At 42.9% G+C, this 15,925-nt stretch carries 10 protein-coding genes; 2 read left to right on the top strand and 8 right to left on the bottom strand.

Going from position 1 to position 15,925, the window contains the following annotated elements; all coding sequences use genetic code 11:
* The first annotated feature begins 204 nt into the window (after positions 1 to 204).
* Entirely contained in the window at positions 205 to 1,107 is a 903-nt protein-coding gene (locus tag FKG96_RS25590; protein WP_130858541.1) for a DUF4835 family protein, read from the top strand.
* Between the two features lie 21 nt (positions 1,108 to 1,128).
* The gene (gene recN, locus FKG96_RS25585) at positions 1,129 to 2,784 is read left to right on the top strand and encodes a DNA repair protein RecN (protein WP_130858540.1); all 1,656 of its coding nucleotides are present in this window, start codon (positions 1,129 to 1,131) and stop codon (positions 2,782 to 2,784) included.
* Positions 2,785 to 2,851: 67 nt separating this feature from the next.
* On the opposite strand, the gene FKG96_RS25580 is transcribed toward recN, so the two are convergent.
* The 8 genes from FKG96_RS25580 to FKG96_RS25545 form a co-directional block, all read right to left on the bottom strand.
* Complete coding sequence (locus FKG96_RS25580) at positions 2,852 to 3,946, bottom strand: formylglycine-generating enzyme family protein (RefSeq protein ID WP_130858539.1); 1,095 nt, start codon at positions 3,944 to 3,946, stop codon at positions 2,852 to 2,854.
* Between the two features lie 65 nt (positions 3,947 to 4,011).
* Entirely contained in the window at positions 4,012 to 5,328 is a 1,317-nt protein-coding gene (locus tag FKG96_RS25575) for a YeiH family protein (protein WP_013663705.1), read from the bottom strand.
* A gap of 98 nt (positions 5,329 to 5,426) precedes the next feature.
* On the bottom strand, positions 5,427 to 6,383 hold the full coding sequence (locus FKG96_RS25570; RefSeq protein ID WP_130858538.1) for a sterol desaturase family protein: 957 nt from the start codon (positions 6,381 to 6,383) through the stop codon (positions 5,427 to 5,429).
* Positions 6,384 to 6,695: 312 nt separating this feature from the next.
* A complete protein-coding gene (locus tag FKG96_RS25565; RefSeq protein WP_130858537.1) occupies positions 6,696 to 7,400 on the bottom strand; it encodes a thioredoxin domain-containing protein in 705 nt (234 codons plus the stop codon).
* A 33-nt stretch (positions 7,401 to 7,433) separates the two neighbouring features.
* The gene (locus FKG96_RS25560) at positions 7,434 to 9,266 is read right to left on the bottom strand and encodes an arylsulfatase (protein WP_130858536.1); all 1,833 of its coding nucleotides are present in this window, start codon (positions 9,264 to 9,266) and stop codon (positions 7,434 to 7,436) included.
* 49 nt (positions 9,267 to 9,315) lie between these two features.
* Positions 9,316 to 10,881 (bottom strand): RagB/SusD family nutrient uptake outer membrane protein, encoded by a 1,566-nt coding sequence (locus FKG96_RS25555; protein ID WP_130858535.1) that lies wholly within the window; start codon positions 10,879 to 10,881, stop codon positions 9,316 to 9,318.
* 14 nt (positions 10,882 to 10,895) lie between these two features.
* The gene (locus tag FKG96_RS25550) at positions 10,896 to 14,012 is read right to left on the bottom strand and encodes a TonB-dependent receptor (protein WP_130858534.1); all 3,117 of its coding nucleotides are present in this window, start codon (positions 14,010 to 14,012) and stop codon (positions 10,896 to 10,898) included.
* A gap of 386 nt (positions 14,013 to 14,398) precedes the next feature.
* Positions 14,399 to 15,838 carry an NAD(P)/FAD-dependent oxidoreductase gene (locus tag FKG96_RS25545; RefSeq protein ID WP_130858533.1) on the bottom strand — a complete coding sequence of 480 codons (1,440 nt, stop codon included), beginning with the start codon at positions 15,836 to 15,838 and terminating at the stop codon, positions 14,399 to 14,401.
* Between the last annotated feature and the right edge of the window lie 87 nt (positions 15,839 to 15,925).

Raw genomic sequence — 15,925 nt, 5'->3', positions numbered from 1 at the left:
TTTCATTAGAATAATCTATTTTTTAATGGCAATGAAGCTTGCATGAGCTTAGATTTATTCTTATCTTTTTTGAGTTGCAACTCATGCAGGTTTCATCTATTGAGAAGCGCTCTTTAGGGAAGATGAAGTTTTGCTGTCAGCTTTTTTAATTTTTAATTTTTAATTTTACCTTATTACGTACCTTTGATGCTAATCATGTATAATATGACAAGAACCTTCGTTTCTTTTCTTCTATTCAGCATTGCGACGCTGGCACCGGCATGGGCGCAAGACTTAAATGCGCGGGTGCAGATTTTGTCGCCGCAGGTTCAAGCAACCAATAAGCGTGCTTTCGATGTATTGCAGCAAGCAATGACGGACTTCCTTAATAATAAGAAATGGAGTAATCAGCAAATCCTGCCTGAAGAACGTATCGACTGCAGCTTCGTTATTACAGTGAAAGAGTGGGACGGTAGCAGCAACTACAAAGCCGAGGCGCAGATTATTTCAACGCGACCGGTCTACAATACCACCTATAACAGCCCTATTCTTACTTTATCCGATAAGAACTTCGATTTCACCTATACAGAAGGAGAGCCCTTGGATTTTTCCGCGCAGCAATATCTAAGCAATATCACTTCGTTGTTAGCCTATTACGCCTACCTTATTGTGGGGCTCGACGCTGATTCGTTTAGTGAGAAAGGTGGAACACCCTATTATACACTGGCGCAGAACGTACTGAACAATGCGCAGACAGCCAATTTTGCAGGCTGGAAATCGATCGAGAGCATGAACAACCGTTTCTGGTTGGTAAATAACATGCTCGACAATAATTATGAACCGCTACGTAGCTTTTCTTATCGTTATCATTTAGATGTATTGGATAAAATGGCAGATAATCAGAATGCTTCGAAACGAAAGTTGATCGACTTGCTACCGCTCCTAGTGAAGGTAGATCGGATGGCGCAGGGGGCCATGTACAACCAAGCTTTTTTCACTGCCAAATCCGATGAGTTGGCAAACTTAATCGGCGGATTAACAGGACCGGAGAAAATAAAGGCAATCAATATATTATCAGAGGCCGACCCGGGAAATAGCAATAAGTACGAAACAATAAAGAGTCTTTAAAAAAAACACGATCCGATACAGATGCTTAAGCGCTTATTAATAAAAAACTACGCTTTAATAGATGAACTTGATATCAGTCCCGCCAAAGGGCTCAATATATTGACGGGTGAAACCGGTGCAGGGAAATCCATTATATTAGGAGCCTTATCCCTCATTCTCGGGCAAAGAGCCGAAAGCAAATACTTCTATAATCAGGCGCAGAAATGTGTAATCGAAGGTTTTTTTCAAATTGAAGAATATAATCTAGGTGATTTTTTTCAGGAAGAGGATCTCGATTATGAGCCTGAAACCATCCTCCGTAGGGAAATAAGTGCCGATGGGAAATCCAGGGCTTTTGTAAATGACACCCCGGTTACGCTTAGCACCCTTAAAGCATTGGGCGAACGGCTGATTGATATCCACTCACAGCACGCTACCTTGGAAATCAATACAGAGGATTTTCAGCTTATGACCCTTGATAGTGTTGGTGAAAATGGATCGCTCTTAAAAACCTATCAAGAAACCTTTAGGAAATATAGACAGGTAACACAGGCTCTTCATGACTTGATAGAGGAAAGTAAGCAGGCGCAAAGCGAGGCCGACTATCATCAGTTTTTATATGACGAATTGGCCGCTGCCAAATTGAATGGCGATGAACAGGAGGCCTTGGAACAGGAGCAGAATCAACTGAGCCATGCGGAAGAAATTAAGCGCGCCTTATTGGCTGCCAACTTTTTGTTAAGTGAGCAGGAGCAACCTGTTATTAATTCATTGAAGGAGGCAGGACTGCAGATACAGCAAGCGGAGCGTTATGTCAGTAATCTCCATGAGTTAAGTGAACGCTTGCAAAGTGCTTTGATAGAAATTAAGGACATTGCGGAAGAAGTAGAACGGACCGAGCAGCACATTCTTTTTGATGAGGGACGTCTAACCGAGGTAAACGAGCGCCTGAGTTTACTCTATCAATTACAACAGAAACATCATGTAAGCAGTGTTGCAGAGCTTTTAGCCATACAGAAAGATTTGGAAAACAAGCTTATTAAACTCTCGTCCAATGATGAGGAGATTGCAAAACTTAAGGCAGAGAGCGATGCGCTCCGTGAGGCTAGTGAAAAGCTAGCCGAAGAACTAAGGGCCAATCGACAAAAGGCCATCCCATTGGTACAAAAAGCAGTGATTGAGGTGTTATCAGAAGTAGGTATGCCAAATAGTGTTTTGTCTATTGAGCTGGATTCAAGTACATTGCGTTTATCCGGAGCAGATACGGTACGTTTCCTTTTCACAGCAAATAAGGGACAGGTGCCACAGCCATTAAATAAAGTTGCCTCAGGTGGGGAATTGTCGCGATTGATGCTGGCCATTAAATCGCTCATTGCTAAAAGTTCGGCACTTCCAACCATCATTTTTGATGAAATTGATACCGGTATTTCGGGCGAAGTTGCCCTTAAAGTCGGAAATGTTATGGAAGAAATGGCTAAACACATGCAGGTTATTGCCATCACCCATTTACCGCAAATTGCATCGAAGGGAAATGCCCATTACAAAGTCTATAAAGCAGAAGCAGGAGAAGTAACACGCAGTAATATGCGGAAGCTAAGCGACGAAGAACGGGTGGTTGAGGTTGCGCAAATGTTAAGTGGCAGCAATCCGGGCGAAGCGGCTTTGAAACATGCCAGTGAGTTGCTGAAACATCGATGAAATGTTTTTATTTATAAAATATTTCATCGATGTTCTATTCATTGTACATTCCTGTACAATAGGGCTGTTAAGGTGCCTGATCCTGTACACACCTGAAGCCTAGGTTATTGCTTGCACTACTCACTTCTCCTTTTCCTCTGCTACCTGCTTTGTAACGTTCACAATATTGCTCGTTACATAAAAATGAGCCGCCTCGTTGGACACGCTTGACCAGCCCCGGTTCGGCCGGATCATAACTATCACTTGGGCCCTTGGGATTATCCTTCTCCGCATGCTCATAAGCATCGGGACGATAGAAATCAGCACACCATTCCCAAACATTTCCTTCCATGTCATATAAACCATATGCGTTTGCTGGAAAGGATTTTACGGGAGCAAGCTCCGCAAAGCCATCTTCTGCGGCATTACTCACCGGAAAATTTCCCTGATAGGTATTGGCAACCCATTTACCTTGCGGTTTTAATTCATCCCCCCAATAATACTTTTTTCCCACTTGTCCGGCACGCGCAGCATATTCCCATTCCGCTTCGGTGGGCAGGCGCTTTCCGGCCCATTTGGCGAATGCCTCTGCATCTTCATAGCTTACTTGAACAACGGGTTCGTTTTCCTTTCCATTAATGTTACTCCCAGGCCCTTTAGGCTGTCGCCAAGAAGCTCCGGGCACATACTTCCACCATTGTAGATGGTTATTTAGATTTACCGGCTCTTTGGGGGGCGTGAATACCGCCGATCCCGGAACGAGTAAATCCCTCGAAACTCCGGGGAAGTCGGCCGGGTCCAGAGCCCTTTCCGCTACGGTGATGTAACCGGTAGCCTCTACAAACTTAGCGAATTGCGCATTGGTTACCTCGTGCTCATCCATCCAAAAATCATGGACCTTCACCTCATGAATCGGCTGGGTATCAGCAAACTCGCTTGAACCCATTTGAAAAAAGCCTCCTTTAATAAAAACCATCTTCGCATCATCAGCTCCTTGTAACAGGTTTTCTTGTGTCTTTTTTACGGCTGCAGCTCGTGAAGGAATTCCTTCTGAAACACACATTGCTACGGAGTCTTTTTGATTGGCTGATTTATCCGCAGTTGAATTACAGGCTGATAATATCATTGCTCCGCCTACCAAAGCCTGAATCCATCGATTGCTATAGTTGTTCATAGATTGCATAATATCGCTTGCACTGTTTGCTCCTTCTTTAACCTGTCGTAAATTTCATTCCTTCTCCTATTCATCTATCCGAAAAGAAGCATTGCCAGTACTAAGGTAAGGATGATATTAAATAACTGAGCGATTAGAAAAACCCAAAATGGGCGCTTGCTATTCTCTCTGATTAAATCCTTAAAGTTTGTTTCTAAACCGATACTTGTAAACGCAAGGGCAAACCATAAGCCTTGTATACTTTTTATATCCCCTTTTACCGACGCCACCGTATCGGGTTGCAAGAAAAATGAAAATAATAAAGACGCGGCGATAAAGCCTAAAACAAATTTGGGGAAACGTTCCCAAATGACACCTAAACTCGGTTTGTTGGCGGCTTCCTTTCCTGCAGGATGATTGGTATAGGTCCAATAAACAGAAATAGCAAGTGCAGCTACTCCCAATAAGACGTTTTGAGAAAATTTAACGATCGTGCTTATTTTTAGCGCCGTTTCGCCTACCAGGGAACCGGAGGCTACCACCGCTCCCGAGGTATCGATACTTCCGCCTAACCAAGCTCCTGTTACTTCTTCCGAGAAACCAAAATAATTCGCGATGTAAGGCATGATAATCATCATGGGAATAGCCGTAATTAACACCATAGAGACAACATATGATAATTTCTTGGAGTCGCCTTGTATAGCGCCTGATGTAGCGATGGCGGCAGAAACCCCGCAAATGGATACGGCACTGGATAACATTAAACCCAATTCTTCATCTATCTTAAACTTCTTACATAGCCAAAAAGAAAAATACCACACTGACAATACAACAACTAAGGATTGGATGAGGCCTAGTGAACCCGCTTTGAGGATATCGGAAAAGATCACATTTGTTCCGAGCAATACCAAGCCTATTTTCACCAAAAGTTCGGCCGATAAGGCTTCTTTAAGCCAAACAGGCAGTTTAACCGTATTGCCTACCAATAGGCCTACAAGCAGACTGAAAATAACGGCTTCCAATCCCAGATCTTCCATCGTTTTATTGCCTGCTAATAGCAAGGCGAGTGCCGTTAAGAAAAATACAACGGGAAAACCGAGCAAATATGGCTTTATTCTTCTACCTGTTAACAGCCCCCCCAGAATCAGCAGCGCAAAAGTAAAAATAAGCTGCTTGAATAGCTTGAGGAGGTTCGCAGCTTCAAACACGGAAGACAAGCTCTCAATAGCTGACCATTTGTACTTGGGTGCTTCCACGTGAAAACCTAAAATAGCAAGGCCGATAATGATGAAACCCAATATCACGACGGTCCAATCCTCTGTAAGAAAATTCCGCTTCGGTAGATTTTGTAATTCCGGCGATAAATCTTGTTCCTGAAGAACGGTTTCGGCCGATGTTATTCCTTCACTCATATTTTTTAGTATCTGATTTGATTAGTATGGAATCAAATCTATCATAATATGTTAACATGAGAAAGGATTTTTTTAAAAAATCCTTTCTCATTACCAGCTTAAGCGGTGAACCTCGGTTGAATTCCGTCGGTTTCCAAGGGTGCGGTTACTTCTTCCTTTGTGTTATTTACTTCCACCTCATTTGGTTGGATGTCTTCGCGTACCATCGGGCCATGTGCAGCCAATTCGCTTCCGGGCACGCTGGATTTTAATAGGGGCCAAAGGAGCTGTGCGTACCACTCATCACCTTCATAATGAGAAATACCATAAGATTTCGGGTATTGCCGGGTTATTAACGCCGTCCCAAAAATAACATCCCAAAGGAAAAACATATTACCGAAATTTCCTTTGTAATATCCTATCCCATCATCGGTTGTATCTGCATGGTGAGCATGATGGGTTGCCGGTGTGGAAATCGTTCTTTCAAGTATCCATGCAAGTGGATGAAGCCATTTTTTTTCATAAAAAGGTTTATCCCATTTAATACTCGAATGTGCCATTTTAGTAATCAATGACTTTATTCCCTTTGCAAACAAAGCAGGGTAACCTAAACCTAAATACACTAAAATAACTGTTAAGTAAGTTTGCGAGAAAAAGATCGTATAAATAATATTTTGTCTGGATGCCATGGCCATTCCCATATACGAAGCCGAATGGTGTGTTCGATGAAATCGCCAAAGCCAGGGGATTTCATGATGAAGCCGATGATACCAATATTGCGTCAAATCGTCATAAATACAGATAATCACAAAGCCCCAGAAAAAGGGAACCCACTCAAATGCATCCTTTGCGTGCGGTAAAACGAAGGGAACAAGTTTCAACCCAAAATAAGCCACTAACGGCCTTGTCACCAATCTAGGCAAAGCATAGCAGGCAAGGTCAAGTATTTTTTCATTTCGATTCCATTCCTTTCCGTAAAGGCCTAACGAAAACTCAGCAATACCGACAATCAGCGTCAGCACCGCAAGCCCCCATGTGTTTAAATTTTCAAATATGGCTTCAATAAATTGTATCATAATAATGTGTCATTAAGGGATAATGGATAATAGTTCTACACGCATCTACTTAACCCAAGGTTTTTCACCGGTCAAATAGAAATAAAGAAACATGAGCAAAATGGGTAGTGCGTAAATAAATATACTAAGCAGGACATTTCTTACAATCCGATCTTTAACTTCTTTTTCCAATTTCATTTCAATACCTCCTATGCAATAAGTTTTTGTAAAAAGCTAATCGTAAAAAAGATAATCAACACGGGAATGGCTGTTACTACAAGGCCTACCAGTATTTTTTTTGCCAACAAAACAATATCTTGAAAAGTCATGTCATTAAATTTTATGTTTATTCAACTCGGTAAGAATTTCTTCTTCCGAACTCAGTCCATGTTTTTTCCAAACCACCTCTTTTCCCTTGTATAAGATGAGTGTCGGTAATGCGTCCACAGCTAGCGCTTTCGTTAGCTGCTTATTATCGTAGGCTTCGATATTAACCAATTTAAGTTTATCCTTATTTTCTTCCGCTAACTTCTCCACGATCGGTTTCAGTTTTTTACATCCGCCACAATAACGAGATCCGACATCAACTAATACCAACTTTTCTGATGTAATTTGCTCGTTAAATCCTGCCAATGACAAACCATCTCCCACTGTCGATTCAACGGGTTTCCCCTGTGCTATCCATTTACTAAGTCCTCCCGGAAATTCATACACCTCCTTAAAATGCAGTGCGCGCAAAACCGCAGCCAACTTAGCACTTCGCCCGTTGCCAATAGAGTAAATAAATACGGGCGCCTCCTTTCTTAATTTCGATACTATTGATTTAAACTGCTTTTCATCGGATACATTCAGCGCTCCCTTTACGTGATTTTGTATAAACTCTTCTTCAGAACGAGCGTCCAAAATTTGGGGATCAGGTCCGGCAGCCAATAGCTTTTTTTCAAATGTCTCGAAAGGCAATAGGTTAGTTGTTTTTTCTTGTGCCATTACTGCCTCTAGCGTGAACAGTAATAGCACGCCTAAGATTAATTGTTTCATCTTTCTATATCTGATTTATTTGACACCGAGTTATTATTGTTTTGACAATGTATTTCGCCTATCAGTAACATCATCCCAGGTTATATAGGGGTATATATTGTTTTTCTTTGCTTCCTCCTCGAATAACGCTTTCAGCTCCTCGAGTTTAGCGGGATTTTTCTTAGCCAAATCATGTTGTTCATTGAAGTCTTCATGAAGGTTAAATAGCTGCCAGTCGATATGGTTGGGGTCTTCAAAGCTCACATTGCGACTTTTCCCCCCTTTACCATCGGCAATCTTAAAGGCCAAGCTTGCCTTCCAACCGTCTTTATAGATAGCCCGTGAACCGAAAATGTAATAGTATTGGACGGAGTGACGTGATGGAGCGTTCTTTTCAGCAAAAGAATACAACAAAGACGTTCCTTGAATGGTATCCTGTTTAATACCACGGATATACGCAGGCGCTTTAATATTGAGAAATTCCAGCGTGGTGGGTAATAAATCGTTCACATGGCCGTATTGATTCCGAATCCCTCCTTTATCCTGAATCGATTTCGGATAAAAAACAATTAACGGATTTCGTGTTCCGCCCTCTGCGTGCGCATCTTGCTTCCAATATTTAAATGGTGTATTGGCAGCTTGAGCCCACCCTAAAGGATAGTTTCCATTGGTGGCTTGAGGAGTGCCGATCAGATCGAAATTTGCCAGATTGACCTTGAGCGCCTCCTCTTCGCTCAGATCCTGTTGCAGGGCAGCTGTCGGCGAGCGCTTGATGGTACCGTATAAAGTTCCTTCTTTACTGGCTCCGTTATCTCCGAGAATGACAAAAATTAACGTATTATCCAACTGATTGATCTCTTTTAGGTGATTCACTAAACGACTTACTTCATAATCGGTATAAGTTAAATAGCCTGCATAGACTTCAAAAAAGCGAGCATATACCTTTTTCTCGTCAGCCGATAATTTGTCCCAGGCTTTGATATTGGGATTTCGTGCAGGCAAGCTGGCATTAGCCGGTATGATACCCAATTCCTTTTGCCTTTTAAATACTTGTTCTCGGTAATGATCCCAGCCCTTATCAAATTTTCCTTTATATAAATCCCGCCATTTAGGTTCCACTTGATGCGGTGAATGCGTAGCTCCCGGGGCATAATACAAAAAGAAGGGTTTGTCAGGCGCTGCACTTTTTTGTCGGTCAATAAAGCTGATCGCTTTATCGGTTATTTGCTCGCTCAAATGCTTGCCATTGGGCGTGACGTGTGCATTGTCTTCTACTAAATCCGGTTCATATTGGTCTGTTGCCGACCCAAGAAAACCAAAAAAATGTTCGAAACCCTTACCGGAAGGCCATCGGTCAAAAGGGCCTGCATCCGTTGCGTCCTGATCAGGTGTCAATCCGTACTTCCCCACGGCGAAAGTGCTGTAACCCTGTTCTCTTAATATTTCGGCGATGGTACCTTTGTCAGCAGGTATTCGGCCATCCCAGCCCGGAAAGCCAAATGCTGACCAACGGTGGGAGAAACCACCCTCATGTACACGATGGTGATTACGGCCTGTTAGAAGAGCCGCTCGCGTGGGCGCACAGATGGCTGCGGTATGGAAATTGGTATAGCGCAAACCATTGTTCGCTAAACTGTCAAAAGTTGGGGTATTAATTAAACCACCGAACGTACTGCTTGCTCCAAATCCAACATCATCCAATAAAATCCAGATGACATTTGGCGCGTTCGAGGGGGCTTTTATGGGGTCTACCCAAGATTCCTTTGAATTCGCATAATTGGTACCAACAACACCTTTAAAAGGTTCTTGCTGTTGCGTGATATTTTGCCCCTGTACTGCCGAGAGCGTACCTAGCAAAAAGAGAGAAGTATTGATTATTTTCTTCATAATAATAATTGATTATTGGGAGTCATTTTATCTTGCATATACAATGTTTTTAAAAACCGGGGTTTTGTGTTAGCAAATGATTGTTGTCGATTTCTGATTGCGGAATAGGGTATAATTGATGTTTCTCTGCAGCGTTAGTCTTACCCACCTTATGTAGACTTTTTACAAAAACACTGTTGCCCGAAGCATCTTTCTCTCTGATCAGATCAAACCAACGTTGATATTCATATACTAACTCCAGCCTTCGATCAAGGTAAACCGAATCGCGAAATTGATCCTTGGTGAGGCCAGGTGTCAAATCGGGTAGTCCCGCTCTCCTTCGCACGCGATTGATCGACTGATACGCTTTAAGGGTAGGGCCATTCTGCTCATTTTCTGCTTCGGCATGAATCAATAAAAGTTCCGCATACCGAATAATAGGTACATTGGCGGCTGATTCACTTGGGACAGCCGTGGAATTGGGATCCCACCATTTATGAAAAAACGGCGTCGAATCTCCCGGTACGGCGGGGTTGTTAAGCGGAAGCGCATATTGACGTCCGTTCGTCGGACTGATGAAACTGGTAACAAAAGTGACAGATCGGCGTTTATCGGATGGTTTATACAATTTATAGATACTGAAAAAATTATCGCTACCTTCTTTATAATAACGTACCATATGCGCATAGTTCCCTCGCAATCCCGGAACACCGCTCAATATGGCACGTGGATTTTCATTATTACCCTGATTAAGGGAATTTGACTTAAACTGGGCTGAAAAGATGTGTTCCTTCCCATTTTTAAAATCGGGAAGAAATACCTCGGCATAGTTTTCGAAAAGATCGTATCCGTAATTTCCGGTACCACCATCTTGGGCAGAGAGCACTTCTTCAGCTGTTAGCACGGCATTGGCATAATTGTCCTCCAGCTTCAATGGTAAAGATGCTTCCGTTAAATAAACTTTTGCCAATAAAGCTTTCGCAGCGCCAGCCGTTGCCCGGCCGATATCGGGCGCTGCATAGCGATCCGGCAATACTTCCGCAGCTTCCTTTAGGTCCTTTTCAATCTGTGCGTAGACCGCTGTGCTAGGTGTCCGCGCAATTGCATAATCGTTGGCATCAATATAGGTTTCATAACTAAGTACTAATGGAACGTCGCCATACAAGCGAACGAGATTAAAGTAGTATAAGGCACGTAAGAATTTTGTCTCGGCCAGTAACCTGTTTTTTAAACTGCTGTCGAAATCTATGTTGGGGATTTTTGCTAAAGCCACATTGGCACGCTTAATAGCCGCATAATGCTGCTGCCAGATTTCATAAATTCGGAGATTGGTAGATGAGTGGGCCAGAACGGAAAGTGACCGTACATCCGGGTTCGTCGCTCCAGGGCCTGGATCCTCATCATCACCGGCCATGTTCATCCCGGTATTAAATAAGGTGTTGTAAGGTGTTTGAACAGAAGATCCGCCCGAGTTAAGAAAAAAATATACCGCGTTTACCGCATTGAGTGCATCATCCTGTGTCTTATAAAACTGATCTTCCGATATAACGGAGGCGGGCTCCTCTTCCAGAAATTTCTTGCAAGAAGAAAAACTAAGTCCGATAATGAGTATTAAGATATAGCTAAGAATTTTCATATTTCACGCGTTATTTATAATGTCAATGAGAGTCCAAGTTGAAAAGATCGACTATTAGGGTAAACACCTTGGTCAATTCCCTTATTAATTAAAGATTGTTCGTTTAAGCTCACCTCCGGATCAAAGCCCGTATAGTCGGTCCACGTCCATAAATTTTGTGCTGATACATAGATGCGAAGTGAATCGAAGCCCGAATTCCCAAAAACTCGTTTGGGTATGGTATATCCAAATGATAGATTTTTCAAACGGAGGTAAGTTGCGCTTTCAATAAAGCGGTCGGAAATGGTAATTGCCGGGTCTTGAAAAGCAGCCTTTACATCCGTATCGGTGTGGTTAGGCGTCCAGCGGTTTAGCAGCACTTTGGACGCATTTACATAACCGGTACCTAGTTCCAAATTAGCCCGATTGGCATTGTAAATTTTCCCGCCTACAGAACTCTGAAAGAAAACGGATAAATCGAAACCTTTATAAGAAAAGTTATTGGTAAATCCGGCCGTAAATCCAGGTTGATTGGAGATCACAACTCGATCCCCTGCCTGTGTAATTTGACCATCACCGTCGATATCCTTATATTTTTGTCCACCTGGATTTTTGTTTTGTTGCGGTGTTAGGGGCGTGTCGCCTTCTTGAATGATGCCATCGGTTTGGTAAACGATAAAAGAGCCCAATGGATAGCCTACCTTAGCAATGGAGGGTTGTGAGATTACCGGAATAATTTGATCGACGCCCTCTCCCAAGTCAAGAATCTTGTTTGTATTTTTAGCGAAAACCAAGATAGATTTCCAGGTAAAATCTCCGATCAAATTATTCGAGTTGACATATACCTCTATTCCTTGATTAGACACCGCTCCGATGTTCTGATAGATGGTGGACGCTTGTCCGCCTCCGAACTCGGCTAAGCCTGACGTCCCGGGCACGGTACGGCTTAGGAGCAGATCGGTCGTTTTTTTATAATAGTAATCTGCAACTAAACTGATCCGATTGTTAAAAAAACCTACGTCAATTCCACCGTCAAATTGAAAGGTCTTCTCCCAGCCCAAATCCGGGTTTGGGACCGTTATAGGTGCGAAACCGTGTACGGTTGTATTGGAGAAATTATATCTAAAGTAGCTCAATCGCGATAGCGACTGATAGGACGGGATATTTTGGTTGCCTGTTGTACCCGCGCTTAAGCGAATTTTAAGCTGGCTTATCTGTTTTACATTCTTAAAGAATGCTTCATTACTCACATTCCAACCAAACGCCGCTGAAGGGAAATATCCCCATTTATTCCCAGCCCCAAACTTAGAGGATCCATCAGCCCTAAACGTTAGGGTGAATAGATATCGACTGTCATAAGCATAGTTCACTCTTGCCAGATAGGAGGCAAGCGACCATTCATTGGCAATCGAGCTCGGTGTTCTATTGGTTACGCCCGTCCCTAAATTGTTAAAGCTAAAGGCATCGGTCGCAAATCCAGCTGCTTCCGCAACGGTGCCTTCACTGTTCGATTGCTGTGCGGTAAACCCTACCACGGCATTGATCCTGTTCTTTTCACCGATCACCTTGTCGTAACTTAACGTGTTTTCGTTTAACCAGTTGGAGGTAAAAACAGAGCCGACTTGTGCCAAGCCCCCTAAATCCAAACCTTCGGCGGTGGTTTTTGGTAAATAACGATTCTGTTTATTATCGACAATGTCGACACCTATCAGCACTTTCGCTTTTAATCCTGTAATGATTTCATATTCACCCGCGATATTCCCCAGCAAGCGATTGGTTTTTGTTTCATTTAACTGATTGTATAGGGAGTTGATAGGGTTCTGTAAACTTGATTCGAAAGGACTATAAATTACATACGAACCGTCGTCCTGATAGATGGGAAGAGACGGCGGGGTCAATAATAAATTAGCGACAACTGCTGTTGGGGCAACATCGGCTTTCGACTGGCTTGCTGAAATATTGCTTGTAAACTTTAATTTTTCATTGTAGTCGTGGGCAACATTTATTCGTCCGGATATTCTTCTAAATCCGGTGTTTTGTAGAATCCCATCTTGATCAAAATAGTTGCCTGAGATAGCTAACCGGGTTTTTTCGCTCCCTGCTAAAATAGACAAATTGTGGTTTTGAATAGGTGCTTCCCGAAAAGCGGCCGCCTGCCAGTCGGTCCCCACGCCACTCGTATCTAATGAATAGCCCGACACCGCTGGAAGCGAAGCTGATTTACCTGAGTTAACGGCCGCATCCTTTCGCAACTGCCACCATTCCCCGGCGTTCAATAAAGGGATGGTTTTTATCACCTCCTGGAAGCCATAGTACCCATCATAATTTATAGAAGATTTATTCCGACTTCCACTTTTAGTAGTGATAATCACCACGCCGTTAGCGCCCCTCGATCCGTAAATCGCAGTTGCCGAAGCATCTTTCAATACATCAATAGACTCAATGTCAGAGGTGTTAATGGTAGATAAAGGGTTTATTTTGGAACCCGTAGTGACGCCGGCGTCGTTTAGTGAATAGTCGTTATTAAGCGGAAAGCCGTCTATAACATATAAGGGATCACTGCCGGCCGTAATGGAGTTATTCCCCCTTATCTGCACACTCACTCCGCCGCCTGGCTGACCAGAGGTTTGCGTAACAACCACGCCCGGTACAGATCCCTGTAATAGGCGCTCCGGAGAAGCGACAGGTTGGCTCTTTAGCTCTGCCGGAACAGAAGCAACCGATCCCGTCAGGTCACCACGTTTTTGTGTACCATAACCTACCACTACCACGTCTTCCAATTGGTTGAAATCGGGCTCTAGTCCAATGGCTATTGGACTTCCCGTTGCAATAACTTTCTTAACTTTATAACCAATATAGTTAATGATAAGTGTATAGGGGAACTTTTGTCCGGTGATAAAATTGAATTTCCCATCGCCATCCGTACTAGCTTTATGGGTGGTTCCTTCAATCGAGACAGTGGCGCCCGGGAGTGGCTCTTTCGAGTTACTATCAAACACTTTTCCATCGAGTGTGGAATTGATCAAAGGCTTTGTAACCTGTGCACATAGATTTCCGCTTAAAAATAAAAGAAGAGTTGACAAAAATAGTTGCCATAAATTTTTGTGGAACGGAAAAACAAGCCTATATAGTTTAGCAAAATGATTAATCATTGTATATTATTGTTAGTTGCATACAGCTTCGTAATCGACACGAAGTGATTAGGAAAAGCAAAAGATGAAATCGTTAGAAAATGGAATAATTTGCGGAGATGGGTTGTTAGCAACAACAGGAATAGCACATGGCTGATTGCATAGAATGGATCGTAAAGGCGGGACTATTTAGGCGTTTTTTAATGACCTCTTCCTTCTTTAAGGGCGTTCTTTGTTCAATTGTATTCATTTGTATGTTTTTGCTGATTTTAATAAATAGACTACTTATTTAGTAGACATTAAACTCAACACAAATATACAGGCATGGAACATGCATCGTTAGGAATAAAAACTTCCTATTTAGGCTATAAATTTTACCTATTTGGCCTAAGATCGCTTATGTAATGCTAAAAATCTACTTCAATTCCGAAACGCTTTTTTAATGCTTGTTTTGCGGCATGGTATCCACACATCCCATGCACACCTCCACCGGGAGGCGTTGAAGAAGAACAAATATAAATGTCTTTCGCAGGCGTGCCGTAGGGCGACCACCTCAAAGCGGGTCTGGTATATAATTGTTTAAGATCCATTACGCCTCCATTGATGTCGCCACCTATATAGTTTGGATTGTAGATTTCATAGGCATGTGTATTCATGCATTGCTTGGCAATTATTTGATCTTTAAATCCCGGAGCATATCGTTCTACTTGTTGTTCAATAGCCATGGTCATATCAACAGTTGAACCGTTTGGGACATGGCAATAGGCCCAGGCAATTTGATGATTCCCCATTACGCGGGTGGTATCGAACAAACTCTGTTGGGCAAGCAGTACAAAAGGTCTCTCCGGATGTTTCCCTTCCCAGACTTGTCGTTCTGCATGGGCAATTTCCTGTAGACTATTACCGAGATGTACAGTGCCGGCTTTTCTGCATTGCTCTGACTGAAAGGGTATAGGACCGTCAAGCAACCAATCAATTTTAAAAACACCCATCCCATAGCGATATCTGCCAAGTTGTCTCCGATAGGAGGCATGGAATCGATCCCCTGCAATTTGTATCAATTGCTTTGGCCCTAGATCAAAAAGAAATGCTCGGGCCGTAGGAAGCTTTTTAAGCGAGTCTACATAAAAACTTGTTTCAATGTCCCCGCCAATCGACTTAAAATAAGAAGCCAAGGCATTGGCTATTTGCTGCGATCCGCCTCGGGGAATAGGCCAACCTCCGGTATGACCGGCGATAGATAGCACCAATGCCACCGCCGATGTAGTCATATAATCTAAGGGCAACATGGAGTGAGCCGCCATACCTGCCCATAGAGCTTTCAGTTCTTCGGTTTGAAAGCGTTTTGCGAGTTGCGTTGCCGATAGAAGTGCGTTCTTGCCAAAACGTATGAGCGGGAAAGGATTCGAAGGTATATGAAAAGGGGCTAATAAGTCGCTGATCAGTGTGGGCCATAACTTTGTTAAGGGTTTAAATAAATGAATGTAGGCGTTTTTATCTGTATTGAACTGACCGGATGTTTGCTCTAGTGAAGAAAAAAGCCCTACAGCCTTCCCCCCGTCTAGGGGATGAGCCGCCATAATCGGCGGATTTATGTAAGTTAACCCATGCTGTTCAAGGGGTAATCTCTTGAAAAAGGGAGATTGAAGTGCCATCGGGTGTATAGCAGAACATATATCATATATATTTCCTGAATCCATAAATTGTGCGGATCGTAGGCCGCCTCCTATTGTTTCCTTCGCTTCTATCAGTAAAACTTCCAATCCGGCTTTCTGCATGGTGATGGCTGCTGCCAACCCATTGGGGCCGGAACCCACCACAATCGCATCGTAAGAATCCTTTGTCATCTGTAAATAATTAGTTCGTTCGTGTTTGTTTTATTTATGAACCCTTTGTGGTTTAAACACAACCGGATATTGTAAATTACGTGAATA

This window comes from Olivibacter sp. LS-1 (assembly GCF_008245145.1).
Lineage (GTDB): Bacteria > Bacteroidota > Bacteroidia > Sphingobacteriales > Sphingobacteriaceae > Olivibacter > Olivibacter oleidegradans.
This window is presented reverse-complemented; position numbering and strand designations above follow the sequence as displayed.

Bases quoted from the DNA above. Each gene is read 5' to 3' on its own strand.
- FKG96_RS25590 (WP_130858541.1), top strand. From the start codon at position 205: ATGACAAGAACCTTCGTTTCTTTTCTTCTATTCAGCATTGCGACGCTG.
- recN (WP_130858540.1), top strand. From the start codon at position 1,129: ATGCTTAAGCGCTTATTAATAAAAAACTACGCTTTAATAGATGAACTT.
- FKG96_RS25580 (WP_130858539.1), bottom strand. From the start codon at position 3,946: ATGCAATCTATGAACAACTATAGCAATCGATGGATTCAGGCTTTGGTA.
- FKG96_RS25575 (WP_013663705.1), bottom strand. From the start codon at position 5,328: ATGAGTGAAGGAATAACATCGGCCGAAACCGTTCTTCAGGAACAAGAT.
- FKG96_RS25570 (WP_130858538.1), bottom strand. From the start codon at position 6,383: ATGATACAATTTATTGAAGCCATATTTGAAAATTTAAACACATGGGGG.
- FKG96_RS25565 (WP_130858537.1), bottom strand. From the start codon at position 7,400: ATGAAACAATTAATCTTAGGCGTGCTATTACTGTTCACGCTAGAGGCA.
- FKG96_RS25560 (WP_130858536.1), bottom strand. From the start codon at position 9,266: ATGAAGAAAATAATCAATACTTCTCTCTTTTTGCTAGGTACGCTCTCG.
- FKG96_RS25555 (WP_130858535.1), bottom strand. From the start codon at position 10,881: ATGAAAATTCTTAGCTATATCTTAATACTCATTATCGGACTTAGTTTT.
- FKG96_RS25550 (WP_130858534.1), bottom strand. From the start codon at position 14,012: ATGATTAATCATTTTGCTAAACTATATAGGCTTGTTTTTCCGTTCCAC.
- FKG96_RS25545 (WP_130858533.1), bottom strand. From the start codon at position 15,838: ATGACAAAGGATTCTTACGATGCGATTGTGGTGGGTTCCGGCCCCAAT.